Origin of the sequence: Flavobacterium magnesitis (assembly GCF_041729735.1) — a bacterium.
GTDB lineage: Bacteria > Bacteroidota > Bacteroidia > Flavobacteriales > Flavobacteriaceae > Flavobacterium > Flavobacterium magnesitis.
The window spans coordinates 43,781-70,583 of record NZ_JBCFQK010000007.1; the positions used below are offsets into that span (position 1 = coordinate 43,781).

At 32.7% G+C, this 26,803-nt stretch carries 23 protein-coding genes, 1 tRNA gene and 1 other RNA gene; 12 read left to right on the forward strand and 13 right to left on the reverse strand.

What is annotated here, in order from left to right; genetic code table 11:
* Window positions 1-36 precede the first annotated feature (36 nt).
* A complete protein-coding gene (locus AAGV33_RS06720) occupies window positions 37-429 on the reverse strand; it encodes an START-like domain-containing protein (RefSeq protein ID WP_373391196.1) in 393 nt (130 codons plus the stop codon).
* Window positions 430-584: 155 nt separating this feature from the next.
* Here AAGV33_RS06720 and AAGV33_RS06725 point away from each other — a divergent pair.
* Window positions 585-658 (forward strand) — tRNA-Met (locus AAGV33_RS06725).
* Between the two features lie 70 nt (window positions 659-728).
* The gene (xerD, locus tag AAGV33_RS06730) at window positions 729-1,631 is read left to right on the forward strand and encodes a site-specific tyrosine recombinase XerD (RefSeq protein ID WP_373391197.1); all 903 of its coding nucleotides are present in this window, start codon (window positions 729-731) and stop codon (window positions 1,629-1,631) included.
* A gap of 121 nt (window positions 1,632-1,752) precedes the next feature.
* Here xerD and rny read toward each other — a convergent pair whose 3' ends face one another.
* The 4 genes from rny to AAGV33_RS06750 all read right to left on the reverse strand — a co-directional run bounded on the left by rny (window position 1,753) and on the right by AAGV33_RS06750 (window position 4,122).
* Complete coding sequence (gene rny, locus AAGV33_RS06735; RefSeq protein WP_373391198.1) at window positions 1,753-3,315, reverse strand: ribonuclease Y; 1,563 nt, start codon at window positions 3,313-3,315, stop codon at window positions 1,753-1,755.
* A 52-nt stretch (window positions 3,316-3,367) separates the two neighbouring features.
* Window positions 3,368-3,474, reverse strand: a non-coding RNA gene (ssrS, locus tag AAGV33_RS06740) — 6S RNA.
* Between the two features lie 61 nt (window positions 3,475-3,535).
* Window positions 3,536-3,823: a cell division protein ZapA gene (locus AAGV33_RS06745; RefSeq protein WP_035660797.1), complete on the reverse strand. Its 288-nt coding sequence runs from the start codon at window positions 3,821-3,823 to the stop codon at window positions 3,536-3,538.
* Between the two features lie 8 nt (window positions 3,824-3,831).
* Window positions 3,832-4,122, reverse strand: coding sequence for a hypothetical protein (locus AAGV33_RS06750; protein WP_373391199.1), 291 nt, complete (start codon window positions 4,120-4,122; stop codon window positions 3,832-3,834).
* Window positions 4,123-4,299: 177 nt separating this feature from the next.
* Here AAGV33_RS06750 and AAGV33_RS06755 point away from each other — a divergent pair, with 177 nt between their 5' ends.
* The 3 genes from AAGV33_RS06755 to AAGV33_RS06765 all read left to right on the forward strand — a co-directional run bounded on the left by AAGV33_RS06755 (window position 4,300) and on the right by AAGV33_RS06765 (window position 9,308).
* Window positions 4,300-5,991, forward strand: coding sequence for a M23 family metallopeptidase (locus tag AAGV33_RS06755; RefSeq protein ID WP_373391200.1), 1,692 nt, complete (start codon window positions 4,300-4,302; stop codon window positions 5,989-5,991).
* An 11-nt stretch (window positions 5,992-6,002) separates the two neighbouring features.
* Window positions 6,003-8,468, forward strand: coding sequence for a TonB-dependent receptor (locus AAGV33_RS06760; RefSeq protein WP_373391201.1), 2,466 nt, complete (start codon window positions 6,003-6,005; stop codon window positions 8,466-8,468).
* 117 nt (window positions 8,469-8,585) lie between these two features.
* The gene (locus AAGV33_RS06765; protein ID WP_373391202.1) at window positions 8,586-9,308 is read left to right on the forward strand and encodes a CREC-EF hand family protein; all 723 of its coding nucleotides are present in this window, start codon (window positions 8,586-8,588) and stop codon (window positions 9,306-9,308) included.
* A 1-nt stretch (window position 9,309) separates the two neighbouring features.
* Here the strand turns inward: AAGV33_RS06765 and AAGV33_RS06770 are convergent, their stop codons facing one another.
* The 6 genes from AAGV33_RS06770 to AAGV33_RS06795 all read right to left on the reverse strand — a co-directional run bounded on the left by AAGV33_RS06770 (window position 9,310) and on the right by AAGV33_RS06795 (window position 16,259).
* Window positions 9,310-10,017, reverse strand: coding sequence for a hypothetical protein (locus AAGV33_RS06770; RefSeq protein ID WP_373391203.1), 708 nt, complete (start codon window positions 10,015-10,017; stop codon window positions 9,310-9,312).
* 80 nt (window positions 10,018-10,097) lie between these two features.
* Window positions 10,098-11,924 (reverse strand): ABC transporter ATP-binding protein, encoded by a 1,827-nt coding sequence (locus AAGV33_RS06775; RefSeq protein WP_373391204.1) that lies wholly within the window; start codon window positions 11,922-11,924, stop codon window positions 10,098-10,100.
* Window positions 11,925-12,959, reverse strand: a complete 1,035-nt coding sequence (locus AAGV33_RS06780; protein ID WP_373391205.1) for a PDDEXK nuclease domain-containing protein — start codon at window positions 12,957-12,959, stop codon at window positions 11,925-11,927.
* Window positions 12,960-12,968: 9 nt separating this feature from the next.
* Window positions 12,969-14,696, reverse strand: coding sequence for a phospho-sugar mutase (locus AAGV33_RS06785; RefSeq protein WP_373391206.1), 1,728 nt, complete (start codon window positions 14,694-14,696; stop codon window positions 12,969-12,971).
* A 64-nt stretch (window positions 14,697-14,760) separates the two neighbouring features.
* A complete protein-coding gene (locus AAGV33_RS06790; RefSeq protein WP_373391207.1) occupies window positions 14,761-15,720 on the reverse strand; it encodes a glycosyltransferase family 2 protein in 960 nt (319 codons plus the stop codon).
* Window positions 15,721-15,725: 5 nt separating this feature from the next.
* A complete protein-coding gene (locus AAGV33_RS06795) occupies window positions 15,726-16,259 on the reverse strand; it encodes a DUF4199 domain-containing protein (RefSeq protein ID WP_373391208.1) in 534 nt (177 codons plus the stop codon).
* A 239-nt stretch (window positions 16,260-16,498) separates the two neighbouring features.
* On the opposite strand from AAGV33_RS06795, the gene AAGV33_RS06800 reads away from it, so the two are divergent.
* The 4 genes from AAGV33_RS06800 (at window position 16,499) to AAGV33_RS06815 (ending at window position 21,475) form a co-directional block, all read left to right on the forward strand.
* Entirely contained in the window at window positions 16,499-16,750 is a 252-nt protein-coding gene (locus AAGV33_RS06800) for a type B 50S ribosomal protein L31 (RefSeq protein WP_373391209.1), read from the forward strand.
* A 130-nt stretch (window positions 16,751-16,880) separates the two neighbouring features.
* Window positions 16,881-18,056, forward strand: coding sequence for a GlmU family protein (locus tag AAGV33_RS06805; RefSeq protein WP_373391210.1), 1,176 nt, complete (start codon window positions 16,881-16,883; stop codon window positions 18,054-18,056).
* A 154-nt stretch (window positions 18,057-18,210) separates the two neighbouring features.
* The gene (locus tag AAGV33_RS06810; RefSeq protein ID WP_373391211.1) at window positions 18,211-19,674 is read left to right on the forward strand and encodes an alanine/glycine:cation symporter family protein; all 1,464 of its coding nucleotides are present in this window, start codon (window positions 18,211-18,213) and stop codon (window positions 19,672-19,674) included.
* A gap of 166 nt (window positions 19,675-19,840) precedes the next feature.
* Window positions 19,841-21,475 (forward strand): ABC-F family ATP-binding cassette domain-containing protein, encoded by a 1,635-nt coding sequence (locus tag AAGV33_RS06815; protein ID WP_373391212.1) that lies wholly within the window; start codon window positions 19,841-19,843, stop codon window positions 21,473-21,475.
* A gap of 63 nt (window positions 21,476-21,538) precedes the next feature.
* On the opposite strand, the gene AAGV33_RS06820 is transcribed toward AAGV33_RS06815, so the two are convergent.
* Window positions 21,539-21,841 (reverse strand): GNAT family N-acetyltransferase, encoded by a 303-nt coding sequence (locus tag AAGV33_RS06820; RefSeq protein ID WP_373391213.1) that lies wholly within the window; start codon window positions 21,839-21,841, stop codon window positions 21,539-21,541.
* Between the two features lie 217 nt (window positions 21,842-22,058).
* Between AAGV33_RS06820 and AAGV33_RS06825 the strand changes: the two genes are divergently transcribed.
* Window positions 22,059-22,730: an alpha/beta fold hydrolase gene (locus AAGV33_RS06825; protein WP_373391214.1), complete on the forward strand. Its 672-nt coding sequence runs from the start codon at window positions 22,059-22,061 to the stop codon at window positions 22,728-22,730.
* A gap of 118 nt (window positions 22,731-22,848) precedes the next feature.
* Here AAGV33_RS06825 and AAGV33_RS06830 read toward each other — a convergent pair whose 3' ends face one another.
* Window positions 22,849-23,364: a DUF2892 domain-containing protein gene (locus AAGV33_RS06830; protein ID WP_373391215.1), complete on the reverse strand. Its 516-nt coding sequence runs from the start codon at window positions 23,362-23,364 to the stop codon at window positions 22,849-22,851.
* Window positions 23,365-23,530: 166 nt separating this feature from the next.
* Here AAGV33_RS06830 and rpmH point away from each other — a divergent pair, with 166 nt between their 5' ends.
* The gene (gene rpmH / locus AAGV33_RS06835) at window positions 23,531-23,692 is read left to right on the forward strand and encodes a 50S ribosomal protein L34 (RefSeq protein WP_008464848.1); all 162 of its coding nucleotides are present in this window, start codon (window positions 23,531-23,533) and stop codon (window positions 23,690-23,692) included.
* Window positions 23,693-23,859: 167 nt separating this feature from the next.
* Window positions 23,860-26,715: a carbamoyl-phosphate synthase large subunit gene (carB, locus tag AAGV33_RS06840; RefSeq protein ID WP_373391216.1), complete on the forward strand. Its 2,856-nt coding sequence runs from the start codon at window positions 23,860-23,862 to the stop codon at window positions 26,713-26,715.
* Window positions 26,716-26,803: the final 88 nt, after the last annotated feature.

Here is a 26,803-nt window from a genome sequence, read left to right on the forward strand (position 1 = left end):
GTTCAGGGCAAATATAAGTCATAAAAATAGAATTCACTATACAGAACCCAAGAGATGTTTTAAATCTGAAATTTGATTTTCCCACAACTGAGAAGCTTCTTCAATCTCATCTTCTTCGGCAAAATCAACCACCATTAAAGATACATCTTTCGTCAGCTCATCTACTAATATATGTAATTCAAAGAAATACTCTGTATCCTTTCCTGCGGCATCAACCCATTTAAATTTTACTTTCTCACCTGATTTTTTAGATGCTAATCTTGCTTTTTCTTCGGAATCATTCCAAATGAAAGTAAAAAACTCTCCTCTTGAGTTCACATCATCGGCAAACCATTCAGATAAACCAGAAGGAGTAGAAATATATTGATATAATAATTGCGGCGAAGAATTTATAGGAAACTCAATTTCGTAACGTACTTTAACATCCATAGAGGCAGATTTATTTTTTTTCGAATATATAGAATATAATGTCTAAAAAAAAACGTTTTTAAAAATATTTTTTTTTCTTCGTTTTATGCTTGCACCATTTAATTTTATTTCTATCTTTGCACCCGCATTCAGGAACAGTATTAACCTGAATATTTGGCGAGGTAGCTCAGTTGGTTAGAGCGCAGGATTCATAACCCTGAGGTCACGGGTTCAACTCCCGTCTTCGCTACAAAAATAAACCCTTAAACATCAATTGTTTAAGGGTTTTTTGTTGGGAATAAAAGTCGTTTATTTGTAACATGAATTGGAATTTCTATATTAAAAGTTATCAATCGTATCTTAAAATAGAGCGTGGTTTATCAAAGAATACAATTACTAATTATTCTTTTGATATTGAGCGATTGTGTCTATTTCTTACTGATAATAAAATAGAAGTTTCTCCTTTAAAAATTAGTGAGGAAACTGTTCAACAGTTTATTTATGCTGTTTCTGGTCAGGTAAATGCGCGATCTCAGGCGCGAATTATATCAGGTTTAAAAAGTTTTTTTAGCTATTTGATTTTTGAAGATTACCGAAAAGATAACCCAATGGAATTAATTGAATCGCCTAAAACGGCTAGAAAACTACCCGATACTTTAGCTGTTGAAGAAATAGATAGTCTTATTTCGGCAATTGATTTAAGTTCTAATGAAGGAGAACGAAATAAAGTAATGTTAGAAACATTGTATAGCTGTGGACTTCGGGTATCAGAATTAGTTTCGCTTAAAATATCCGATTTGTTTTTTGACGAAGGTTTTATTAAGATTACCGGTAAAGGAAATAAAGAAAGGTTTGTTCCAATTGCTCATTCAACTCAAAAATACATTCTTCTTTACAAAGAAAATGTTAGAATAAATGTTCCTGTAAAAAAAGAATTTAGTGATACTTTGTTCTTGAACAGAAGAGGAGGACAGTTGACACGTGCCATGATTTTTACCATTATCAGTAATCTAGCTTCTAAGATTGGTTTAACCAAAAAAATAAGTCCACATACATTCAGGCATTCCTTTGCGACACATCTTTTAGAAAACGGTGCTGATTTACGCTCTATTCAATTAATGTTGGGACATGAATCGATAACAACTACAGAAATTTATTTGCATTTGGATAGAAAATTTTTAACCGAAGTAATCAATAATTTTCATCCGAGAAAAGGGAAGTGAAATTCCAATTTTTTACATTCCGAATTCCAAAATTGATTTGTAAAAAAAATCCAAATCCCAATTATGACTATTGGAATTTGGAATTTAATATTTGGAATTTAATATTTGGAATTTAGTGTGCTTATTTAGCAATATTTACTGCTCTGGTTTCTCTAATTACGGTTACTTTTACCTGACCTGGGTAAGTCATTTCAGTTTGGATTTTTTGAGAAATTTCAAAAGATAAAGTGGCTGCATTGTCATCAGAAACTTTTTCGCTTTCTACAATTACACGTAATTCTCTGCCCGCTTGAATTGCATAAGCATTTTTAACTCCGTTAAATCCATAAGCAACTTCTTCAAGGTCTTTTAAGCGTTGGATGTAAGAATCTAACACTTGTCTTCTTGCACCTGGTCTTGCTCCTGAAATAGCATCACAAACCTGGATAATTGGAGATAATAAAGATTTCATTTCAATCTCGTCGTGATGCGCACCTATAGCGTTGCAAACTTCTTCTTTTTCACCATATTTCTCAGCCCATTGCATACCTAATAGTGCGTGAGGTAAATCACTTTCAGTATCCGGTACTTTTCCAATATCGTGTAATAAACCAGCTCTTTTTGCCAACTTAACATTCAATCCTAATTCAGCAGCCATTAATCCACAAAGTTTAGAAACTTCACGGGAGTGTTGCAATAAGTTTTGTCCATAAGAAGAACGGTATTTCATACGTCCTACTACTTTTATTAATTCTGGGTGTAAACCGTGAATTCCTAAATCGATAACGGTACGTTTACCCACTTCGATAATTTCGTCGTCAATTTGTTTGGCTGTTTTAGCCACCACTTCTTCAATACGTGCCGGGTGAATACGTCCATCAGTTACTAATTTGTGCAATGCCAAACGAGCAATTTCTCTTCTCACTGGGTCAAAACAAGAAAGGATAATCGCTTCTGGAGTATCGTCAACAATAATTTCAACACCTGTAGCTGCTTCAAGAGCTCTAATGTTTCTTCCTTCACGACCAATAATTCTACCTTTTACATCATCCGACTCGATATTGAATACTGACACGCAATTTTCTACCGCTTCTTCTGTACCTACACGTTGAATGGTATTGATAATGATTTTCTTCGCTTCTTGTTGTGCTGTTAATTTTGCCTCTTCAATCGTATCCTGAATATGAGACATAGCAGATGTTTTAGCTTCTGCTTTTAAACCTTCTACTAATTGTTCTTTAGCTTCCTCAGCAGACAAACCAGAAATCAATTCTAATTGTTGTAGTTGGCTTTTGTGTAATTTGTCTACTTCCGCTTGTTTTTTGTCTAAAACTTCAATTTTAGCTTCAAATTCAGCTGTTTTTTTCTCAAAATCGTCGTTTACTTTTTTAGCTTTAGATAATTCGTTAGAAATTTGAGATTCTTTGTCTCTCGTCCTTTTTTCTACTTCTGCTACTTTTTTATCACGAGCTAAAATTACTTGTTCATGCTCTGATTTTAATTCGATAAATTTCTCTTTTGCTTGAAGAATTTTATCTTTTTTTATGTTTTCAGCTTCTAGATTGGCATCTTTTAAGATAGAAGCGGCTTCTTTTTTAGCGTTTTTGATAAGATTAGAGATGTTGCTTTTTTCTATGATTTTAGCGATACCAAAACCGATTGCAATACCTATAATTCCCGAAATAATAATCGTTAATATGTCCATGTGTGTTTAAAAATTTATATATAAAAAAAAGCCTACATTAAGTTGTTTGTATAAACTCGTAAAGACAAGTTTTGAGCTAACTCGTTGTTCAAGCTTCCAAACTGAATTGGCTTGCTATAGTAACGATGATTCGCTCATTCTAAATTGTTAGTGTTGAGTTTACCAAATTATGAACTAATGTAGGCAGTATCTTAGTTGTTAAAGAACGTCGTTGTTTTTTTTAGAGATTTTCGTCTAAAAGTGCATTAATTTTTTGAATTCTATCAATGGTTTCGTCTCCATTTATAGCATTATCAATCTGTTTTTGCTCTACTTGCGATGCAAATTGCAAAGCACACATGGCTAAAACGTCTTGTTTATCGCGAACAGCATAATTTTCTTCAAATTGCTTTATCATAGTATCAATTTTTTTAGAAGCACTTCTAAGTCCTTCTTCCTGAGAGGGATCCACGGTTAATGGATACACTCGGTCTGCAATTGATATTTTAATTTTAAGCTTTTCGTCCATTGTTTATACTAATCTGATAACTGTGCAATACAGTAATCAATTTCCCGAATTAATGAATTTATTTTAAGCTTTGTATCTCTTTTGTTTTCGTCACTGCCTAATAATGAATTAGCAATTTTAAGTGTCTCATACTGCGCTTTTAACGCTTCAATCTCAGCGGATTGTTTTTGTATGATTTGGGCAGCTGTACTTAATTCGATAGTTAAATCTTGATTATTTTTTTCTAAATTTCTTAATTTTAGAATAAGTTTTTCAACTTTATTTTCAAGAGTATCAATTATTTCTGCGATTACACTCATAATTAATCCTATTCATTACTTAATATTACAAATTTAGTATTAGTTTTTATTATTACAATATTTTATTGGTTTTTTTATTATAAAATAATCAAAATGTTGTACTGTAATTGGTTACAAAAAAACTTTTTTTATAAAGTAATCCAAATTACTTTTTTTATCTTAGCAAAAACGATACGCATGAGATTTTTCCTTTTTTTTCTATTGATTTCTAGAGCAGTGATTGCTCAAAGTACTTATCCAAAAGATTATTTTCAGGCTCCTTTAGACATTCCAACGCAATTATCGGGGAATTTTGGAGAATTAAGACCCAATCATTTTCATGCAGGTTTTGATTTCAAAACCTTACAAAGAGAAGGATTAAAAGTATATGCTGTTGCTGATGGGTACGTTTCCCGTATAAAAATCTCCCCTTTTGGAAACGGAAAGGCTATTTATATCAATCATCCTAATGGTTTTACAACAGTTTATTGTCATTTGCAAACTGCCTCTGGCGAAATAGAAGATTACATCAAAAAAACACATTATAAAGATCAGAGTTTTGAGATTGAAATGTTTCCAAAAGCCAATGAATTAGTGGTTAAAAAAGGACAGGTGATTGCGCTTTCTGGAAATACTGGTTCTTCGCAAGGACCACACTTGCATTTTGAATTTAGAGATACTAAAACGGAGAAAATTATCAATCCAATGCTTTTTGGTTTTGATAAATTTATAAAAGACACAAAAAAGCCCATTATTGCCGCTGTTTACGTTTATCCGTTAGCAGGAATCGCTAATAAATCCAAACGCCCTTTATTACTTAATTTGAGTTTACAAAAAGACGGAACTTATTTAGCCAATAAAGTTTTGGCTAATGGAGCTATTGGTTTTGGAATTACAGCCGATGATTACGACAATAATTCGTTCAATAAAAATGGAGTTTATAAAGTACAATCTTTTTTGAATGGGAAAGCTTCTTTTGGATATCAATTTGATACTTATGGCTTTGATGAAATGCGTTATATAAATGCATTAATTGATTATTCACGGTATAAAAAAACATATCAAAGAGTTCAGAAACTCTTTATGAGTACGCCTTATAATTTAAGTATTATAAAAACAGATGGGACTAATGGAATTGTAAATGTGCTTCCTAATATTAATATGGTGTATCGAATTGAGGTAGCTGATTTTTTTGGAAATACTACTACTGTAAATATCCCAATTGGTTTTGATGCTTCCAGTCCAGTTGTAGAACAAGAAACTGTTGTTTCGAATTATTTTGTAAAAGCGCAAAAGGAAAATATTTTTTCTAAAGATAATATGACAGTAACATTTCCAGCTAAAACATTTTATGAAGATTTTGCAATGAATTTTGCTGTAAATGGAAATATACTAACGCTTCACGATGATACTGTACCTGCACATTCTAATTTTGAAATAGCTATTGAAAGTGATAAATATACGGAAGAACAAAAAAGAAAAGTATATATTGCTAATTTAGGCGTTAGTGGAAGTTTGGGCTATAATTGGACTAACGTAAAAGGAAATGTATTTACTACCAGAGTGCGAACTTTAGGAAAATATACTTTGGCTATCGATAATTCAGCACCTGTAATTAGTGTTGTAAAACCAATTGAAGGACGCTGGTTGAGTAATGATAAAATGCTACAACTTTCAATAAGCGATACTGGATCTGGTATAAAATCATACAATGGATATTTGAATGGAAACTGGATTTTATTTGAATACAATACTAAAACTAGAAAAATCACACATTATTTTAGTGACGGAATTGTAGCCGAAGGAGCTAACAATTTAAAAGTAATTGTAACAGATCAGGTAGGGAATTCAAAAACATTTGAGGCTCAGTTTTTTAGAAGTCAAAAATAATAATAGACACATTGAATAGCAATAAACTAAGCTGGGTTTTTATTGTATTTTGGATTAGTTTTTCTTCTCTGGCACAATTAGTTAGGGTAAAGGGAACGGTGCTTGATGCTCAAAATCGCCCTGTGAGTAATGTTAATGTTTCGTTTTTAGGACATACAACGCAGTCTAATGAAAAAGGATTTTATACCATAAAAGTCCCTGCGAATAAAAAAATCAATCTGGTTTTTAGTCACCTAACATTTAAGAAAACCACCGTTTCATTAGTATTGAAAAGTACTTCGGATTACGAATTGAATTTAGTAATGAATGAGTTTGAAGAACAAATGGGGGAGATTGTTATTTCAAAAGACAAGAGAAGCCAAATTGAAGGAATTACGACTATTTCGGCAGATGTTATAAAGAAATTACCAGGAGCTAATGCAGGAATTGAAAATGTTTTGAAAACTTTAGCAGGAGTGAATTCGAATAATGAATTGAGTACGCAGTATTCGGTTAGAGGAGGAAGTTATGATGAGAATTTGGTTTATGTCAATGAAATCGAAATTTACCGTCCTTTTTTAATTCGTTCCGGACAACAAGAAGGTTTAAGTTTTACCAATACTGATTTAGTGCAAAATGTCAATTTTTCGGCAGGAGGATTTCAGGCTAAATATGGAGATAAACTATCATCAGTTTTAGATATAACGTATCGAAATCCAACTCAATTTGCGGCAGCTTTTGAAGCGAGTCTTCTTGGTGGAAGCCTAACCGTTGATGCGGTTTCAAAGAATAAAAAATGGACTTCGGTTACAGGAGTTCGTTATCGAAACAACAGTCTTTTAGTGAATAGTCAAGATACCGAAACGAATTTCACACCTTCTTTTGTCGATGTTCAAACCAATGTAAATTATAAAGCTTCGGACAAATGGCAATGGAGTTTTTTAGGGAATATTTCGCAAAATAAATACGATTACCAACCTTTAACTCGGAAAACGAGATTTGGAACTATAGACAATCCAATGGAGTTAAATGTGTTTTATGAAGGTCAGGAAAAAGATAAATATACGACTTATTTTGGTGCTTTGAAAACTACTTATCAAGTTTCTGATAACTTAAAATTCAAGTTCATTACTTCTGTTTTTCATACGATGGAGCAAGAACATTTTGATATTTTGGCACAGTATGCATTAACTAATACTAATTCAACAATTGGTTCGGATTCCTATGATGTATCTTATGCAAACGGAATTGGAACTCAGCTGAATCATGCTAGAAATGATTTGGATGCTTTGATTGTAAATTCTGAAATCAAAGGTTTCTATGATTGGAAACAAAACAATTTAGAATTTGGAGTAAAATATACCCGTGAATCTATTCGAGACCGATTAATAGAATGGGAGGTTATCGATTCAGCAGGATTTTCAATTAATCCTCCGATACTTGATTTTTCTAGAGAGGATCAACCCAATACTTCTTACACAGGACCATTAGTTCCTTACCAAAGTGTTTTTGCAACTAATTTTAATACAATCAATCGTTTTTCGGCTTATGCTCAGTGGAATTCTAAAGTTAATTTAGAAAATGCGGAACTTTGGTACACAGCAGGAATTAGAATGCAAAATTGGGGAATAACTGGAACCAATGCTTCAGGAAATTCGCAAACGGTTTTTAGTCCAAGGGGACAATTGGCAATAAAACCCAATTGGGAAAAAGAAATGATTTTTAGAATTTCGGGTGGTTATTATTACCAACCTCCATTTTATAGAGAATTGAGAGCGGCTTCTGGAGCAGTTCAGGATAATGTAAAAGCACAGCAGTCAGTTCATGTGGTTTTAGGAAATGAATACAGTTTTGAAATGTGGCAACGTCCATTTAAGTTGGTTTCGGAGTTGTATTATAAATCCCTGAGCGATGTGAATACTTATACAATAGATAATGTTAGAATGCGTTATGCAGCTAACAATGATGCTAAAGCCTATGCTCAAGGATTGGACTTTCGGCTGAACGGAGAATTTGTTCCGGGTATGGAATCCTGGTTTAGTTTTGGTTATCTTAAAACGGAAGAAAATAGCAATAATCGAGGTTATATTGCACGACCAACAGATCAACGACTCAAGTTTGCGGTTTTGTTTCAGGATTATATGCCTACGATTTCGAGTATGAAATTGTATTTGAATTTGGTTTACAATACAGGTTTGCCAGGAGGTTCGCCTTCTTATGCCGATGCCTATCAATATCAAAACCGATTGAATGATTATCGTCGGGTGGATATTGGGTTCTCTAAAGTTTTAATAGATGCCAATTCGATAAAAGCAAAAAAGAGTTGGTTAGGAAATTTTAAAGAATTAGCTATTGGTCTCGAAATATTTAATTTGTTTAATAATCAAAATGCAATTACCAATACTTGGGTACGAGATGTGTATTCTAAAATTGAATACGGAATACCTAATTACATGACTACAAGAATATTCAATGTGAAATTGAACGCTAAATTGTAGTCAGGTTTTGGTTTTGGAAGTTTTAATTTGATTTTATTATGTCATAAATTAAGTTTAAAAAATCGAAACCATTTTTAAAAATCATTACATTTGAAAATATTTTAATATCACATTCCTATGAAAACACTACATATAGCCTTGATGAATTTAGCAATCTTATGTTTAGTGAGTTGTAAAGAAGAAGTAGAAAAGCCTAAAGTAATTTATGATTCATATAATAAAAACCAACAATTAACAAAAGTAGATTCGACTCAGATTGCTATTGCTGATTTGCCTATTCAAATGGAAGGAACGGATTATTTAATTCATCCTGTGGGAGATTTAAGGGTTTATGAACGAGGAACAAAGGCTAAATATGGTTCTTCGAGTGTGATTGATTTGAGTTTTACAATTTCAAATTTAGGAGATGGAGAACTGACAGGGTATTTACAAAATTTAAAATTCCAGAAAATAGATTCTGATTCGATAACAGCATTGACAAAAAAGCCTGTGTTAATTTTAACAGCCACTTATTTAAAGGCAATTGCGAAAAAGACTCAAAAACAAATTTTAGTCTACACTATGTATGATATGGATACTAATAAAGACGGGAAATTAGATACAAGCGATATTAAATCGTTGTATTTGAGTGATGTTAGCGGGAATCATTTTACCAAGATTTCTGCTGATTTTGAAGAATTAATCGATTGGAATTTAATTGAATCTAAAAACCGTTTGTATTTTAGAACTGTTGAGGATACTAACAAAAACGGGCAGTTTGATAAAAATGATGTAGTGCATTATAATTACATTCATTTGTTAGATGAAGATTGGGAAGTAACAAGTTATGAACCAATTTAATTTAAATCAGAATATCGCTTTCTAAATCGGATTTTTCAATAGTGAAATCAAAACCTAATTGTTTCATTAATTCGATGACTAAATTTTTATACCAGTTTTCAGATTTGGGATGAATGTAAATTTTTTCGATAAGTTCGTTAATGTTTACACTAATTTTTAAGCCTTCATTTAGTTTGGTATTGCTGTCGCTATCAGAAACGTCAGTAATAATTCGAACTTCACGCTCATACTGAAAACTTTTTCGTTTGAATAGAAAAGGGAAGAACAAATCATCAAAAGGAATGTATTCTTTTTTGTAATCGATATAATTTACTTCGCCAATATATTGTTTGAAATTGGTTTCAGACTGCAACGCTTTTTGTAATCTCCCAATGGTCGATTGAATGGCCAAACCTTCGCTATTTTGAGTAAAAATTTGCCACATGGCAAAGGATTCGTACTCATTAATATGCCAACTGCTAATAGCTACTTTTTCCCGATGTGTTTTGTAATAATTCATGAAATCAGGATTGTTAATGGCTAATTTCTTGATTTCTTCGTATGTGGGTTCGCTAAAAGTACCTTCGTATTGATCTTCAAATTTGTCTGAACGCGACATGAATAACTTTTGCGAAAGCAGTAAATCTAAAAATTTTGACAAATCCAGGTATTTCCAAACAACAGTATCTAGATTTTCTGGCAGTTTAATATTTAGATTGTTATGGTACATTTTTTTTAGATTTAAAATGGTTTTATAAAGGTATTATTCGTTTTTGAATCTAAAAGAAAGCGATGTTAAATTTTAATTATTTATTCGAAAGATTGCATCATGACTAACTTATTGTAAGCGCCATCCAAAGCAATTAGTTCTTCGTGAGTTCCTTGTTCTGCAATTTTTCCTTTTTTCATAACCACAATTGTATCTGCTTTTTGAATCGTAGAAAGACGGTGTGCAATAACAATCGAAGTTCGGTTTTGCATCATGTTTTCTAATGCTACTTGTACAAATTTTTCGCTTTCGGTATCTAAAGCAGAAGTCGCTTCGTCAAGAATCATAATTGGAGGATTTTTCAATACGGCACGAGCAATGGATAAACGTTGTTTTTGTCCTCCTGAAAGTTTGTTTCCACTATCACCAATGTTGGTATAAATGCCCTTTGGTAAATCTTTGATAAATTCGTAAGCATTAGCAATTTTCAAAGCTTCGATAATTTCTTCGTCGCTGGCATTTGGTTTTCCTAAAGAAATATTAGCTTTTATAGTATCGTTAAATAAAATACTATCTTGAGTAACTAATCCCATTAATCCGCGTAAAGATTGTAAATCCATGTCTTTAATATTTACTCCGTCAATGGCAATGCTTCCTTTATTTACATCATAAAAACGAGTCAATAAATTAGCAATAGTACTTTTTCCACTTCCTGATTGCCCCACTAAAGCAACAGTTTGTCCTTTTTTAATGTGAAGCGAAAAATCTTTTAAGACGCTTTCTTTTTCGTATTTGAAGTTAATGTTTTTGATGTCAATATTAGATTCGAAACTATTTTTTTCAACCGCATTTACTTTGCTGGTAATAGGGTTTTCCTGAGTTAAAATTTCAAGGATACGTTCTGCAGCAGCATTTCCTTTTTTTACGCTATAAGAAGCTTTAGAAATGGATTTAGCAGGAGTAAGAATATTGTAAGCCAGTCCCATATAAGCAATAAACGAAGCGCCATTTAAGGTTTTTTCAATCAAAACCATATTTCCTCCATACCAAAGCAAAATAGCAATAACCATAATTCCCATAAATTCACTCATGGGCGAAGCCAGATTTTGACGATTACCAATGCTATTGGATAATGTAAAAAAACGTTGGGTAGATGCTCTAAAAACTTCACCAAAATGTTTTTCGGCATTGTATCCTTTTACCACTTTCAGTCCGCCTAAAGTTTCTTCGATTGTAGACAAAAAGATACCTTGTTCTTGTTGGGCTCGTGTGGATTTCTTTTTTAATTGTTTTCCAATAATAGAAATTATATAACCAGAAACAGGAATAAAAACGAATACAAATAATGTCAACTGCGGGCTAATGGCAAGCATGGCTATTATGGTGAAAATAATAGTTAGCGGTTCTTTTACAATAAGTTCTAGTATGGATAAAAAGGAAGTTTGTACTTCGTTAACATCAGCCGAAATACGAGAAATCACATCTCCTTTTCTCTTTTCTGAGAAAAAAGATAAAGGTAACTCCAATGTTTTTTGATACATCGCATTACGCATATCTTTCAAAATTCCGTTTCTTAAAAAAGTAATGAAAAACATGGCCATATAATCGCAAAAGTTCTTCAATAAAAAAATAGAAATGATTACAGCGACCATAATGGATAAGGTGTAACCTACGCCGAAAGTGTCTGTGATATTAGTGATATAATAACTAAGATAATCTTCTCCAAATTTTTTAATTTCCCAAATTCCAGTATACGTTGGCATTACTGTATTTCTTTTAGTCTGGTCAAATAATACCTGCATCATCGGAATTAATGACATAAACGACAATGTGCTAAAAAGGGCATATAGCACATTAAAAAAGATGTTCAAGTAAGCGTATCTTTTATATGGGAATATAAAAGGAAGTATTTTTTTGAAATTACTCATTTATTTTCGGGTATTGTTTTCTGCTATGGCTATGGCTTTTTCCAGTTTTTCTAGTAATAGTTTTTTTTCGGGTAATAGCGTTAGGTATTCTGCCACTTTAATTTGCTCGTCATTATCAAGCATTAAATAATTAATTTGTTCAGGAGATTTTTCGCTACAAAGGATTAAACCAATAGGTTTGTTTTCTCCATCTTTTTGTTCGTTTCTCTCTAACCAACGAAGGTATAATTCCATTTGACCTTTGTAATTGGCTTTGAATTTTCCTAATTTTAAATCTATCGCAACTAAACTTTTTAAACCTCTATGATAAAAAAGTAAATCGATATAAAAATCTTCATTATCAATAGTTATTCTTTTTTGACGGGCTAAAAAAGCAAACTCGCTTCCCATTTCGGTAATAAAATATTGAAGTTGTGCCAAAATAGCGCTTTCCAAATCTTTCTCGGAATAGCTGTCATGTAAACCTAAAAAGTCTAAAAAATAAGGATCTCGAAAAGTTAAGTCTGGGCTTATTTTCTTTTCGGTTGCTAAGGTTTTTAATTCATTGACAATAGTTAGTTCAGGCTTTTTGCTAATTGCTGTTCTTTCAAAAAGCATACTGTCTATTCGTTCCTGTAGCGTTCGAACACTCCACCTTTCATGAACTGCCATTTGAATGTAAAACTCTCGTTTTATGGGGTTTTCTATATAGATAAGATTTCTAATATGTGACCAACTTAATTGTGCACACAGTGTGTGCACAATTGTAATGTCTTGAATTATAGTGTTTAGTTTTATAAAGCTATGAAGATTTCTCTTGTTGAATCCACTTCCATATCTATTAGAAAGAGCGTTACTTAAATTTAAAATAAGCTTCTTTCCATAATCGGCTCTGTCGTTTTTTAGAATATCATCATTGATTGTTTTTCCAATATTCCAATACAATAAAGTCAGTTCTTGATTGACTGTTTTGGCAACAACATGACGTGTTTGGTCTATTAAACCGATAATTGAATTTAATAGTTTTGGAGCGTCATTTGTGTCCAATTTTTCCATTTATTGATTTTAATTCAATTGCATTGCTGCTATAATGTTTTTTATTTTTTCGTCTAATATATTTTCTACTTCGTTGAAGTTTTCTACAGCATCAAGTTGCGTATTTACGCTGATGTAGAATTTAATTTTAGGTTCAGTTCCACTTGGTCTGGCACAAATTTTAGAACCATCCTCAGTGTAATAAATCAAAACGTTTGATTTTGGCATATCCATAACTGATTCCTCTCCATCAAGTAAATTTTTAGCAACTGATGATTGGTAATCTTCCACCATTATTACACGCTGTCCGTTGATTTCTTTTAATGGATTTTCTCTCAAGTCAATCATCATTTGGTTGATTTCCTGCAAGCCTTCCATTCCTTTTTTAGTCAATGAAACTAAATATTCTTTGTAAAACCCGTGTTCAACATATAATTTTAGTAATTCTTTGTAAACTGTACTTCCGTTAGCTTTGGCCTGAGCCGCAACTTCGCAAATTAATAAGGTGGCAGCAACTGCATCTTTATCGCGAACCGCATCGCCTACCATGTATCCAAAACTTTCTTCTCCACCGCCAATGAATTCTAATTCAGGAAAATCCTTAATCATTTTAGCAATCCATTTAAAACCAGTTAAACCTACTTTGAAATTAACATCATAAGCCGAAGCTAATTCCATAATCATAGGAGTAGAAACAATGGTTGAACCTACAAATTGTTTTCCGTTGATTTTGCCTGCTTTTTTCCATTTTTCTAGTAAAAATGCAGTCATTAAAATCATAGTTTGGTTTCCGTTCAACAAAGTCATTTTGCCTTCGTTATTTCGAACAGCAATCCCTAAACGATCACAATCTGGATCAGTACCAATAACAATATCGGCATTTTTTTTATCGGCTAAAGCTAAAGCTAAAGTCAAGGCTTCTGGTTCTTCGGGATTTGGTGATTTTACCGTAGGGAAATCTCCGTTAGGAATAGCTTGTTCGCTAACAATATTTACATTTTTGTAACCCGCTTGCTCAAAAGTTTGAGGCATTACAGCAATGGAAGTCCCGTGCAAAGAAGTGAAAACAATGTTTAAATTGTCTTTTGCTTCAGCAGGAGTGTCAAAACTAGCATTTTCAATAGTCGATTTGATAAAGGCTTGATCAATTTCTTCATCAATATATTGAATCAAATCTTCGTTAGCATCAAATTTGATTTCGTTATAATTTAATTTTTCAATGGCATTAATAATTGCTTCGTCTTCTGGAGGAACAATTTGTCCGCCATCTTCCCAGTATACTTTGTATCCGTTGTATTCAGGTGGATTATGAGAAGCAGTTAGAACAATTCCACATTGGCAACCTAAATGTCTCAATGCAAAAGATAATTCTGGCGTTGGTCTTAAATCAGAAAAAAGATAAACTTGAATTCCATTTGCCGAAAAAACATCAGCAACCACTTTAGCTAAAAGTTTACTGTTGTGGCGGCAATCAAAAGCAATAACAGCTTTTATGGGTTGGTTAGGAAAAACAGATTTCAAATAATTTGAAAGTCCTTGTGTGCTTTTTCCAAGGGTATATTTGTTGATTCGGTTGTTTCCAACTCCCATAATGCCACGCATTCCACCAGTACCAAACTCTAGGTTTTTGTAAAAACTTTCTTCAAGTTCTTTAGGTGATGTTGCCATTATTTTGTTTAATTCTTCTTGGGTTGCGGTATCAAATGTTGGGCTTAGCCATTCATTAACTGCATCTAAAATGTTCTGTTTAATTTCCATTTTTTTGCGTTTTTAGTGTTCTAGTTTTATGTTTGGTTATTTTTAGTCTTTAGATAATAATTCTTCATGAAAAATTAATTTCATTCGAAATTTTGTAGCGTTCTTCATTGTTTTTAGTGCGTAAAATAATTTCGCCTAAAAAACCGGCTAAAAATAGTTGTGTTCCTAATATCATTGTGGTTAATGCGATAAAAAACCAAGGATTGTTTGTTACTAAGTTGTAACGCATGTCGCTGTACATGTGGTACAATTTAGAAATTCCAATATATCCAGCTAATAGAAAACCGATAATAAACATCAATGAACCGATGGCTCCAAATAAGTGCATGGGTCTTTTTCCAAATCGAGATAAGAACCAAATAGTGATTAAATCTAAGAATCCGTTAATGAAACGTTCCATCCCAAATTTAGTTTCTCCGTATTTTCTAGCTTGATGTTGCACTACTTTTTCACCAATTTTTCCAAATCCGGCATTTTTTGCTAAAACAGGAATGTATCGGTGCATTTCGCCTGAAACTTCGATGTTTTTTACTACGATATTTCGGTATGCTTTTAAGCCGCAGTTAAAATCATTCAATTCTACTCCCGAAGTTTTTCTAGCCGCCCAATTGAACAATTTAGAAGGAAGGTTTTTAGCCACAACAGAATCGTAACGCTTCTTTTTCCATCCTGAAACAAGATCAAAATTTTGATTGGTAATCATTTCGTATAATCCTGGAATTTCTTCCGGACTGTCTTGTAAATCAGCATCCATGGTAATAATTACATCGCCTTGGGCTTTTGCAAAACCGGCGTGTAAAGCCTGAGATTTTCCGAAATTCTTCATGAATCGGATTCCTTTCACGTGTGTGTTTTCCGTAGCAAATCCTTGGATAATTGACCAGGAACGATCAGAACTTCCGTCATCCAGAAATATAATTTCATAAGAATAGTGGTGCTCTTGCATTACTTTTATAATCCAAGTGTAGAGTTCTTTAAGGGATTCTTCTTCGTTAAGAAGTGGTATTAATATAGATAGATTCATCGATTTTATTCTTGTGATGGAGATTTGCTTTTAAAGAAAGCAGCTAAAATTAAACCAAAAATAGTACAGAAAACAATATTAGAAAGAGAACCTTTTAATAATCCTACAATAGAAAATTGGTCATTTTCTTGTAAATCTTTAACAGCTCCGTTAATGGTTGATGCGGGAGCATTAAATTTCTCCATTGCAGAAATCATATATTTAATGGTTAATTCTTTAATAGTATCTTTGGCTGAAGGATCGACAAAATTAAAAAGTATTATGTTGAAAATAAGTGATATTAAAATTCCAATTAGTGCCGAAATAAAATAAGTTGTAAAAGCATCTTTGTAGGTGAAAATACCTGGAAATTCTTTTTTTGTCTTGCTTAATAATACAATCGCAATAATAAGGTATAAAACTAAATTAGTGAAACCAATCCAAGAAGAGGTAAATAAATTTAAATCAATGGAGTAGATTAGTGAGGTGATTAAAACAGAAGTTAATCCAGTTATAATTCCAAAAGTAATGCCGTTTTTCTTAATGGTTTCGTGAATCATTGTTCGATACTTTCAATTAAGCAACAAATATAGTAATTCCCTCTATATTGAAGAGCAAAAAACTGTTTTTAGCGCTTTATATAAAAAAAAGAAATAAACATTTGTTTATTGAAAAATAATTGTATTTTTGCATCCTCAAAATAATATTAAAAATAAAAAGTTATAATTCCTTTATACCTTTTCTGTTAAAAGAGAAGCTTCAAAATGTTTTATAGCCAAACAAATAAAAAAGATTCAAGATGAAAAAAGGTGTACACCCAGAAAATTACAGATTAGTTGCTTTTAAAGACATGTCAAATGACGAAGTTTTTATTACTAAATCTACTGCTGATACTAAAGAGACAATTACAGTTGACGGTGTTGAATACCCAGTTGTAAAAATGGAGATCTCTAGAACTTCTCACCCTTTTTATACTGGTAAATCTAAACTTATCGATACTGCAGGACGTATTGATAAATTCAAAACTAAATACGCTAAACATATTAAATAATTTTAATTTGTTTTTGAAATATTTAAAGCCTTCCTTTTTGGGAGGCTTTTTTATTTTTATCTGTTTGAAAACTTTGGTAACTTTGACTCGGGTTTTAAGAAAAACCTCAAATAATAAATAGACTACTCTTATGAATTATATACTTTTTGACGGGCCTGCTCGTAATGCTTTATTGCCATTTACTTTTACTCGTCCAGTAGCGGATATTTTGATTGGAATTTTAACAATTCGTCAAAAATGGGAAAAATATTTAGGTTCGACCATTACTACTTTGACCGAAGAATATTTGTCTGATAAATATCCAATGGTAGAATTAGAAGAGAATGTAATGATTAATGCTTCCTTTCTTCCCAATGAAGTTTTAGCAGAAATGGTTTCGAATTTAGAGCCCAATCAAGCCATTTTTAAAGGAGAAGAAGTAATTGCTTTTTATACCAATGATAGTCAGGAAGAAGTAGATTTTGATAGTTATGAAATTATCGAATATAGTGAGGAATGTTTAACGGTGATGAATACCTGGGATATTTTTTCTAAAAATGCTGCGGCAATCCGTGAGGATTTTGAGTTTTTAACCGAAGATAGAAAGTCGCAAGCTATTCCAAAAAGTGTCAATGTAATTGCTGCAGAGAATATTTTTATTGAAGAAGGAGCTCAATTGGAATTTGTAACTTTAAATGCTTCGACTGGTCCTATTTATATAGGTAAAGATACTTTGATAATGGAAGGAACAACCATTCGTGGTCCTTTTGCACTTTGTGAAGGAGCGGTGGTGAAAATGGGCGCTAAAATTTATGGAGCAACTACTGTAGGATCGTATTCTAAAATAGGAGGAGAGATTAATAATTCGGTGTTGTTTAGTCATTCAAATAAAGGACATGATGGATTTTTAGGAAATTCAGTTTTAGGAGAATGGTGTAATATTGGCGCAGACAGTAATAATTCGAACCTGAAAAACAATTATGACGAAGTAAAATTATGGAGTTATGAAACGGAAGGTTTTGCTAAAACGGGATTGCAGTTTTGTGGTTTGATGATGGGAGATCATAGTAAATGTGGAATAAACACGATGTTTAATACAGGAACGGTTATTGGGGTGAGTTCTAATATTTTTGGAAGCGGATTTCCTCGCAATTTTGTTCCAAGTTTTTCATGGGGCGGAGCGGCTGGTTTTGCAACTTATACCACAAAAAAGGCTTTCGAAACAGCTAAGTTAGTTATGGGAAGAAGAAATATTGAATTTGATGAAAAAGAAGCTGCCATTTTAGAACATATTTTTGAAGAAACTAAAAAGTGGCGTAAAGAGTAATTGAGGAATTATTTATTCCGATAATATAAAAATACTTTGTCTGTAATGGATAGAGTATTTTTTTGTTTTTAGGTTGTTTTGCGTTATTTATTGAAAAAATGTTTGATAAATGATTGTTTTGTTGTTTTTTTGATGACAAATTAATAAATAAGATATGGAAGAATTTGTTGGGATGATAAATGATGTTATTTGGAGTAACGGCTTAATCATTTTATGTTTGGGTACAGGGCTTTATTTTTCAATACGAACTCGTTTTTTACAATTAAGGCATATTAAAGAAATGTGCCGTCTTCTATTTGATGGAAAAAGTACTGATTCTGGGGTTTCCTCTTTTCAAGCCTTGGCCATGTCTCTGGCAGGTAGAGTAGGTACTGGAAACATTGCAGGAGTGGCTACGGCCATCGCTTTTGGTGGGCCTGGTGCTATGTTTTGGATGTGGATGGTCGCTTTTTTAGGAGCAAGTACTGCTTATGTTGAAGCGACATTGGCACAAATTTATAAGGAAAAACATCTAGGAGAATTTCGTGGAGGACCTGCTTTTTATATTGAAAGAGGATTAGGAATGAAATGGTTTGGAATTTTATTCGCCATTGTTTCGGTAGTTTCGGCGGGTGCTTTTTTACCAGGAGTTCAGGCAAATTCGGTGGCTGAGGGAATCAAAAATGCCTTTAATGTTGAAACATGGATTTCAGGATTGGGAATGGTGGTTTTGTTTGGAACTATTGTTTTCGGAGGAGTGAAAAGGATTGCTAAGTTTACAGAATACGTAGTTCCGTTTATGGCTATAGGTTATATTTTATTGGCATTAATAATTATTGCAGTAAATTTTGATCAATTAGCAGGAGTAATTAGTTTGGTTTTCAAAAGTGCTTTTGATATGGAAGCGGGTTTTGGAGCTGTTTTTGGTTTAGCTATTCAATGGGGTGTGAAAAGAGGGATTTATTCGAATGAAGCAGGTCAAGGAACTGCACCGCATATTGCTGCTGCTGCTAATGTTTCCCATCCAGCTAAGCAAGGTTTGGTACAATCTTTTTCGGTGTATATTGATACTCTGTTTGTGTGTTCAGCTACGGGGTTCATGATTTTGATTACCGGAATGTATAATGTTTATGATCCAAGTTTTGCTGCTGGTGGAGCCTCAGAATTTTTATATCACGGATTAAATAATATTGCAGTAGGGCCAGCTTACACGCAAAATGCTATGGATACAGTTTTTCCAGGATTTGGTTCTTACTTTGTTGCTATAGCCTTGTTTTTCTTTGCTTTTACCACTGTTATTGCTTACTATTATATTGCAGAAACTAATATTTCTTATTTGACTCGAAAAATAGAATCGCCTGTTTTTTATTATGTTTTAAAGGTAATCATGATGCTTGTTATCATGTATGGTGCAGTAAATCAGGCTAAGTTGGCATGGGCAATTGGAGATATAGGTGTTGGTTTAATGGCCTGGTTTAATATTGTGGCTATTCTTCTTTTGCAAAAACCAGCTTTAAAAGCATTATTGGATTATGAAAAACAGAAAAAACAAGGTAAAGATCCTGTTTTTGTTCCAGAAGAAATAGGAGTTACTAATGCACATATTTGGAATACATTAAATAAAGAAAGAGAAAAATAATCCATTTTTTGACAGTATTTTAAAGCTTCTAGTATCCCATTTCAGGTTGTTACTAGAAGCTTTTATTTTATAGCAACAAATTACTTAATTAATCTATCTTTGCGCTTTTAAATTTATTGAGGGTAGAAACTTTTAACTTCCAACCTCTAACTTCTAACTTTTTACAATGATTACAATAAACGATATATCGGTACAATTTGGTGGAACAACACTATTTAGCGATGTTTCTTTCGCTATTAATGAGAATGATAAAATTGCCCTTATGGGTAAGAATGGTGCTGGAAAATCAACTTTACTAAAAATTATTGCAGGGAATTCTAAGCCTTCAACTGGTAGTGTTTCTGCTCCTAAAGATGCAGTTGTGGCTTATTTACCGCAGCATTTATTGACTACTGATGGTGCAACGGTTATGGAAGAAGCATCTAAAGCTTTTTCTGAATATTTTGCTATGAAATCAGAGATTGACGAAATCAATGAGCAATTAACTGTTCGTACGGATTACGAAAGTGATGAGTACATGAAATTAATCGAAAGAGTTTCAGACTTAAGCGAAAAATTTTATGCTATCGAAGAAATCAATTACGAAGCAGAAGTAGAGAAAATATTAATTGGATTGGGTTTTGTTCGTGAAGATTTTACACGTCAAACTTCGGAGTTTTCTGGAGGATGGAGAATGCGAATTGAATTAGCAAAAATCTTATTGCGTAAACCCGATTTGATTTTGCTGGATGAGCCTACAAACCACATGGATATTGAAAGTATTCAATGGTTAGAGGATTTCTTGATTAATTCGGCTAAGGCGGTGGTGGTTATTTCGCATGATAGGGCTTTTGTTGATAATATTACCAATCGTACTATTGAGGTTACGATGGGAAGAATTTACGATTATAAAGCCAAATATTCTCATTATTTAGAATTGCGAAAAGACCGTAGAGTTCATCAGCAAAAAGCATACGATGAACAACAAAAAATGATTGCTGATAATCGTGCTTTTATTGATCGTTTTAAAGGAACTTTTTCTAAAACCGATGCGGTTCAGTCGCGTGTGAAAATGTTAGAAAAATTAGTTATTGTTCAGGTTGATGAAGTGGATAATTCAGCTTTGAAATTGAAATTTCCACCAGCTGCTCGTTCAGGGCAATATCCTGTTGTAGTTAAAGATTTATCTAAATCTTACGGAGATCATGTGGTTTTTAAAGATGCTAATATTGTTATCGAAAGAGGACAGAAAGTGGCTTTTGTTGGTAAAAATGGTGAAGGAAAATCGACTATGATTAAAGCCATTATGAAAGAAATTGGCATTGATGGCGGAAGCTTAGAAATTGGTCATAACGCACAAATTGGGTATTTTGCTCAAAATCAAGCGTCGTTATTAGATGAAAATGCTACAATTTTTGAAACGATTGACGGGATTGCTGTTGGTGACATCAGAACGCAAATCAAGAATATTTTGGGAGCATTTATGTTTCAGGGCGATGATATTACTAAAAAAGTAAAAGTGCTTTCGGGAGGCGAGAAAACACGTTTGGCAATGATTAAATTGTTGCTAGAACCGGTGAATTTATTGATTCTGGATGAGCCTTCAAATCACCTGGATATGAAAACCAAAGATATTATTAAAGATGCGTTGCGTGATTTTGAAGGAACTTTAATCTTAGTTTCTCACGATCGTGATTTCTTAGATGGATTAGCAACTAAGGTTTTTGAATTTGGAAACAAAAGAGTAGTGGAGCATTTTGAAGATATTTCTGGTTTCTTAGCACATAAGAAAATGGAAAGTATGAGAGAAATTGAAAAATAAATTTTAGAAATAAGATAAAATAGAAAAGAGCATTTGTGTAAATAAATGCTCTTTTTTTTGGTTTTATAATCTAATTCCAGGAGGAAGTAATTCTTTGTAAGAAGGATTTTTTTTGAAAAATTGTACTATTCTAGGATAAATAGGAACGACTTTTAACCGCTGTTCTATTGCGTTATCTAAGATGTGTTTAATCAGATTATCAATAAATATTTCGTTTTTAAATTCTTCGGGAGTATTTATTTTGGTTAAAAATATTTTCCTTTCTTGAAAGGAGTATTCGATAGTTATAAGTCCTTCGGATGTTGTTGTTTCAAATTGTCTTGCAAAAGTGTTGTCTCTAATTTCGATTGTTGCAATTGTTTCCATAATCTTTTTGTTTTTTTGAAGAATAGTGTTGGAATGATTTTATAAAAAAAATGAGGAAATGTAAAGTTAAGTATTTGGTAATCAAAATCAAATAATTTTAACTTTAGGTTTTTGAATAATTCTATTTAAGAAAGTGTTTTCTTGTTTAGAAAATTAGGTATGCTTTGTAAAAAACTTTAAATTAGTTTTCTAACAATATGAAATTTCAAATTAGAATATGAGCAAAATTCCCGTTTATTTTATGCCTGGATTGGCAGCAAATCCTTTGATTTTTGAAAGGATTAAGCTGGATGCTGCTCTTTTTGACGTTCATTATTTGGAATGGGAAATTCCTAAACCAAAAGAAACTTTAGAAGATTATGCTAAACGAATTGCCTTGCATATAAATGAAAAAAATCCAGTTTTAATAGGAGTTTCTTTTGGAGGAATTCTAGTTCAGGAAATAGCGGATTTAATAGAAGTTAGAAAAATAATTATTATTTCGAGCGTAAAAACAAGATTGGAATTACCTAAACGAATCAAATTTGCCAAATCAACTTTGGCACACAAATTAATTCCAATGCATTTGATCTTGAGCTTGGATAAGCTGGCAAAAATGGTATTGGGAGAGAAATTGAAAAATCGCATACAGTTGTATGATACTTTTTTATCAGTTCGGGATGTTTATTATCTAAAATGGGCGGTCGAAAAAGTAGTGCTTTGGAATCGCTTAGTGGCTAATGATCGTGTGATTCATATTCATGGGACAAAAGACCGAATATTTCCTATTGAGAATATCAACAATTGTACCGTGCTAAAAGGTGGTACGCATGTTATGGTTTATACGCAATACCGTTGGTTTAATACGCATTTGCCTAATATCATTTTAGGAAAAAATCCCAAATTATAAAATCCAAATTCCAACTTTTATTGAGATTGCTTTTTTTCTTAGCAATAAAAAAATCCCAGATTCGCAATTGGAATTTGGGATTTTATCCCGAAGCTTCGGGATTGATATTTAAAAATCGTTAGATTTTTTTCATTTGTTCTTTCATCATGGCGATTTGTTCTTTCAACATGTTTTGTTTGTCTAGTTTTTTAACTTCGGTAATCAAAGTAGTTGCTTCTAATTTTCTTCGGCGTGACAAAGCGATACCAGCTAAATTTAATTTGGCTACAGCCAAATCCATATCCATAGACAATCCTAGTTCAATAGCTTTCTTGAAATATTTTTCAGATTGATTGATATTAGTTTGCGAAAGCATAATCCCGTGTAGGTAATTAAAGTAACCTTGTTGTTTTCTTACTAAAGCTGATTCTGGATTTTTGATGTACGAAAGCCATTTTTTAGCGCCTTCAAAGTCTTGTTTTCTTAATTTTAAAAAGGCTAATAGGATATATTCGTTCCTGAAATAAAGAAAAATAGGAATTATAGTAAGTAGTAATAAGAAAATTCCATTTCCAATATTGTTCTCTGTAAATTGCCAAATGCTAGTAATTACGATAAGTCCAGCGATAATAAGTTTGATATTCTTGTTTAACATGATGATGTATAATTTGTGTTTGCAAATATAGTAAAAGGAATTAAAAATATTTTTATAAAACTTCTTGCTAGAAAAAAAAGTCTTTGTATATTTGCACTCGGTTTCAGAATAAGCACTATTCGAAATATAAAAGATACATATAAACAAGTTTTAAAGATACAAAGCAATGAGCAAAAGAACGTTTCAACCATCGAAAAGAAAAAGAAGAAATAAACACGGATTTATGGACAGAATGGCTTCTGCTAATGGAAGAAAAGTTCTTGCGCGTAGAAGAGCTAAAGGAAGACATAAATTGACTGTTTCTAGCGAACCTAGACACAAAAAATAATGTTTGTATAAACATAAATAAGGGCGTTACTTTTTTTAGTACCGCCTTTTTTTATATCTTGTCGGTAAAATGACATTCAAACTTAAGATTTATAGTGAGTTGCATCATTTTTAATCTTGAAAAATCGAATAAAAGAGATTACTTCATAAAACAATAATTACAATATAATGCCAAAAGACACTTCCATAAAATCAGTTTTAATTATAGGTTCAGGTCCTATTGTTATTGGTCAAGCTTGCGAATTTGATTACGCAGGATCACAATCAGCACGTTCTATTCGAGAAGAAGGAATTGAAGTTATTCTTATCAATTCGAATCCTGCTACGATTATGACCGACCCTTCTATGGCGGATCATATTTATTTGAAGCCTTTAACAACAAAATCGATCATCGAAATTCTAAAAGAACACCCACAAATTGATGCTGTTTTGCCTACAATGGGTGGACAAACGGCTTTGAACTTGTGTTTAGAAGCTGAAGAAAAAGGGATTTGGCAGGATTTCGGAGTGAAATTAATTGGAGTTGATGTAAATGCCATTAATATTACTGAAGATAGAGAGCAGTTCAAACAATTGCTAAAAAAAATAAATGTACCTACAGCTCCTGCTGAAATTTGTACTTCTTATTTAAGAGGAAAAGAAATTGCTCAGGAATTTGGTTTCCCACTTGTAATTCGTCCATCGTTTACACTTGGAGGAACTGGAGCTTCTATAGTGTACAAACCAGAAGATTTTGACAAATTATTAACTGCTGGTCTTGAAGCATCGCCAATTCACGAAGTTTTGATTGACAAAGCTTTGATGGGATGGAAAGAATATGAATTAGAACTTTTAAGAGATAAGAATGATAATGTTGTAATTATCTGTTCTATCGAAAATATGGATCCAATGGGAATCCACACTGGAGATTCGATTACAGTAGCGCCAGCTATGACTTTATCGGATACTACTTTCCAAAAATTACGTGATTACGCAATCTTGATGATGCGTAGTATTGGAAACTTTGCTGGAGGATGTAACGTACAGTTTGCAGTTTCTCCAGATGAAAAAGAAGATATCGTAGCGATTGAAATCAATCCTCGTGTATCTCGTTCATCAGCTTTAGCTTCGAAAGCTACGGGTTATCCAATTGCTAAAATTGCTTCAAAATTAGCTTTAGGATACAACTTAGATGAATTGCAAAACCAAATTACAAAATCAACTTCGGCTCTTTTTGAACCAACTTTGGATTATGTAATTGTAAAAATCCCACGTTGGAACTTTGATAAATTTGAAGGATCAGACAGAACTCTAGGTCTTCAAATGAAATCAGTAGGTGAGGTAATGGGAATTGGACGTTCGTTCCAGGAAGCTTTACACAAAGCCACTCAATCATTAGAAATTAAAAGAAATGGTTTAGGAGCTGACGGAAAAGGATACACTAACTACGAACAAGTAATTGAAAAATTAACTTACGCAAGTTGGGATCGTGTTTTTGTAATTTATGATGCTATTGCAATGGGAATTCCATTGAGCAGAATTCACGAAATCACAAAAATCGACATGTGGTTCTTGAAACAATACGAAGAGCTTTTTACACTTGAAAAAGAAATTGCCAAATATACAGTTAGCACTTTGCCAAGAGAATTGTTGCTAGAAGCAAAACAAAAAGGTTTTGCCGACAGACAAATTGCACACATGATGGGTTGTTTAGAAAGTGAAGTACATACTTTGCGTATGAATTCAAACATTAACCGTGTGTTTAAACTGGTAGATACTTGTGCGGCTGAGTTTAAAGCAAAAACACCTTATTACTACTCAACATTCGAAGCTGAAATTGAAAAAGCAGATGGAACTCGTTATGTAGACAATGAAAGTATTGTAACTGATAAAAAGAAAATCATTGTTTTAGGTTCAGGACCAAATAGAATTGGACAAGGAATTGAATTTGATTACTCTTGTGTACACGGAGTTTTAGCAGCAAAAGAATGTGGTTACGAAACCATCATGATTAACTGTAATCCTGAAACAGTTTCTACAGACTTTGATACTGCTGATAAATTATACTTCGAACCAGTATTCTGGGAACATATTTACGACATTATTCAGCATGAAAAACCAGAAGGTGTTATTGTTCAATTAGGTGGTCAAACAGCACTGAAATTAGCTGAAAAATTATCTAAATACGGTGTAAAAATCATCGGAACTAGTTTTGACGCACTGGATTTAGCCGAAGACAGAGGACGTTTCTCTGACTTATTGACTGAATTAAAAATTCCTTTCCCTAAATTCGGAATTGCTGAAACAGCGGATGAAGCTTCAGCTTTAGCAGACCAATTGGATTTCCCTTTATTGATTCGTCCTTCTTATGTACTGGGTGGTCAGGGAATGAAAATTGTAATCAACAAACAAGAATTAGAAGAGCATGTGGTTAACCTGCTAAAAACTATTCCTGGAAATAAATTGCTTTTAGATCATTATCTTGATGGTGCGATAGAAGCTGAGGCAGATGCCATTTGTGATGCTGATGGTAATGTATATATCATCGGAATTATGGAGCACATCGAACCTTGTGGAGTACACTCTGGAGATTCTAATGCTACCTTACCTCCTTTTAACTTAGGAGAGTTTGTAATGCAACAAATTAAAGATCATACGAATAAAATTGCTAAAGCATTAAAAACAGTTGGTTTAATCAACATCCAGTTTGCTATCAAAGACGATACGGTTTATATTATCGAAGCCAATCCAAGAGCTTCACGTACGGTTCCATTTATTGCAAAAGCCTACGGAGAGCCTTATGTAAACTATGCCACTAAAGTAATGTTAGGACACAATAAAGTAACTGATTTTGACTTTAACCCACAGTTAAAAGGATACGCCATCAAACAACCGGTTTTCTCTTTCAGCAAGTTCCCGAATGTAAACAAAGCATTAGGGCCAGAAATGAAATCAACTGGAGAAAGCATCTTGTTTATTGATGACTTAAAAGACGACCAATTCTACGAATTGTACTCTAGAAGAAAAATGTATTTGAGTAAATAAAAGTTTTAAAATCTCAATAGATAAAAATCCAAATTCCAATAAAGGGATTTGGATATTAAAAAAGCTCCAATTTGGAGCTTTTTTTGTT

Bases quoted from the DNA above. Each gene is read 5' to 3' on its own strand.
- AAGV33_RS06785 (WP_373391206.1), bottom strand. From the start codon at position 14,696: ATGGAAATTAAACAGAACATTTTAGATGCAGTTAATGAATGGCTAAGC.
- carB (WP_373391216.1), top strand. From the start codon at position 23,860: ATGCCAAAAGACACTTCCATAAAATCAGTTTTAATTATAGGTTCAGGT.
- rny (WP_373391198.1), bottom strand. From the start codon at position 3,315: ATGGACATATTAACGATTATTATTTCGGGAATTATAGGTATTGCAATC.
- AAGV33_RS06745 (WP_035660797.1), bottom strand. From the start codon at position 3,823: ATGGACGAAAAGCTTAAAATTAAAATATCAATTGCAGACCGAGTGTAT.
- AAGV33_RS06800 (WP_373391209.1), top strand. From the start codon at position 16,499: ATGAAAAAAGGTGTACACCCAGAAAATTACAGATTAGTTGCTTTTAAA.
- AAGV33_RS06790 (WP_373391207.1), bottom strand. From the start codon at position 15,720: ATGAATCTATCTATATTAATACCACTTCTTAACGAAGAAGAATCCCTT.
- AAGV33_RS06795 (WP_373391208.1), bottom strand. From the start codon at position 16,259: ATGATTCACGAAACCATTAAGAAAAACGGCATTACTTTTGGAATTATA.
- AAGV33_RS06780 (WP_373391205.1), bottom strand. From the start codon at position 12,959: ATGGAAAAATTGGACACAAATGACGCTCCAAAACTATTAAATTCAATT.
- AAGV33_RS06830 (WP_373391215.1), bottom strand. From the start codon at position 23,364: ATGTTAAACAAGAATATCAAACTTATTATCGCTGGACTTATCGTAATT.
- AAGV33_RS06810 (WP_373391211.1), top strand. From the start codon at position 18,211: ATGGAAGAATTTGTTGGGATGATAAATGATGTTATTTGGAGTAACGGC.
- AAGV33_RS06815 (WP_373391212.1), top strand. From the start codon at position 19,841: ATGATTACAATAAACGATATATCGGTACAATTTGGTGGAACAACACTA.
- AAGV33_RS06720 (WP_373391196.1), bottom strand. From the start codon at position 429: ATGGATGTTAAAGTACGTTACGAAATTGAGTTTCCTATAAATTCTTCG.
- AAGV33_RS06765 (WP_373391202.1), top strand. From the start codon at position 8,586: ATGAAAACACTACATATAGCCTTGATGAATTTAGCAATCTTATGTTTA.
- AAGV33_RS06805 (WP_373391210.1), top strand. From the start codon at position 16,881: ATGAATTATATACTTTTTGACGGGCCTGCTCGTAATGCTTTATTGCCA.
- AAGV33_RS06750 (WP_373391199.1), bottom strand. From the start codon at position 4,122: ATGAGTGTAATCGCAGAAATAATTGATACTCTTGAAAATAAAGTTGAA.
- AAGV33_RS06825 (WP_373391214.1), top strand. From the start codon at position 22,059: ATGAGCAAAATTCCCGTTTATTTTATGCCTGGATTGGCAGCAAATCCT.
- AAGV33_RS06775 (WP_373391204.1), bottom strand. From the start codon at position 11,924: ATGAGTAATTTCAAAAAAATACTTCCTTTTATATTCCCATATAAAAGA.
- AAGV33_RS06770 (WP_373391203.1), bottom strand. From the start codon at position 10,017: ATGTACCATAACAATCTAAATATTAAACTGCCAGAAAATCTAGATACT.
- xerD (WP_373391197.1), top strand. From the start codon at position 729: ATGAATTGGAATTTCTATATTAAAAGTTATCAATCGTATCTTAAAATA.
- AAGV33_RS06755 (WP_373391200.1), top strand. From the start codon at position 4,300: ATGAGATTTTTCCTTTTTTTTCTATTGATTTCTAGAGCAGTGATTGCT.
- AAGV33_RS06820 (WP_373391213.1), bottom strand. From the start codon at position 21,841: ATGGAAACAATTGCAACAATCGAAATTAGAGACAACACTTTTGCAAGA.
- rpmH (WP_008464848.1), top strand. From the start codon at position 23,531: ATGAGCAAAAGAACGTTTCAACCATCGAAAAGAAAAAGAAGAAATAAA.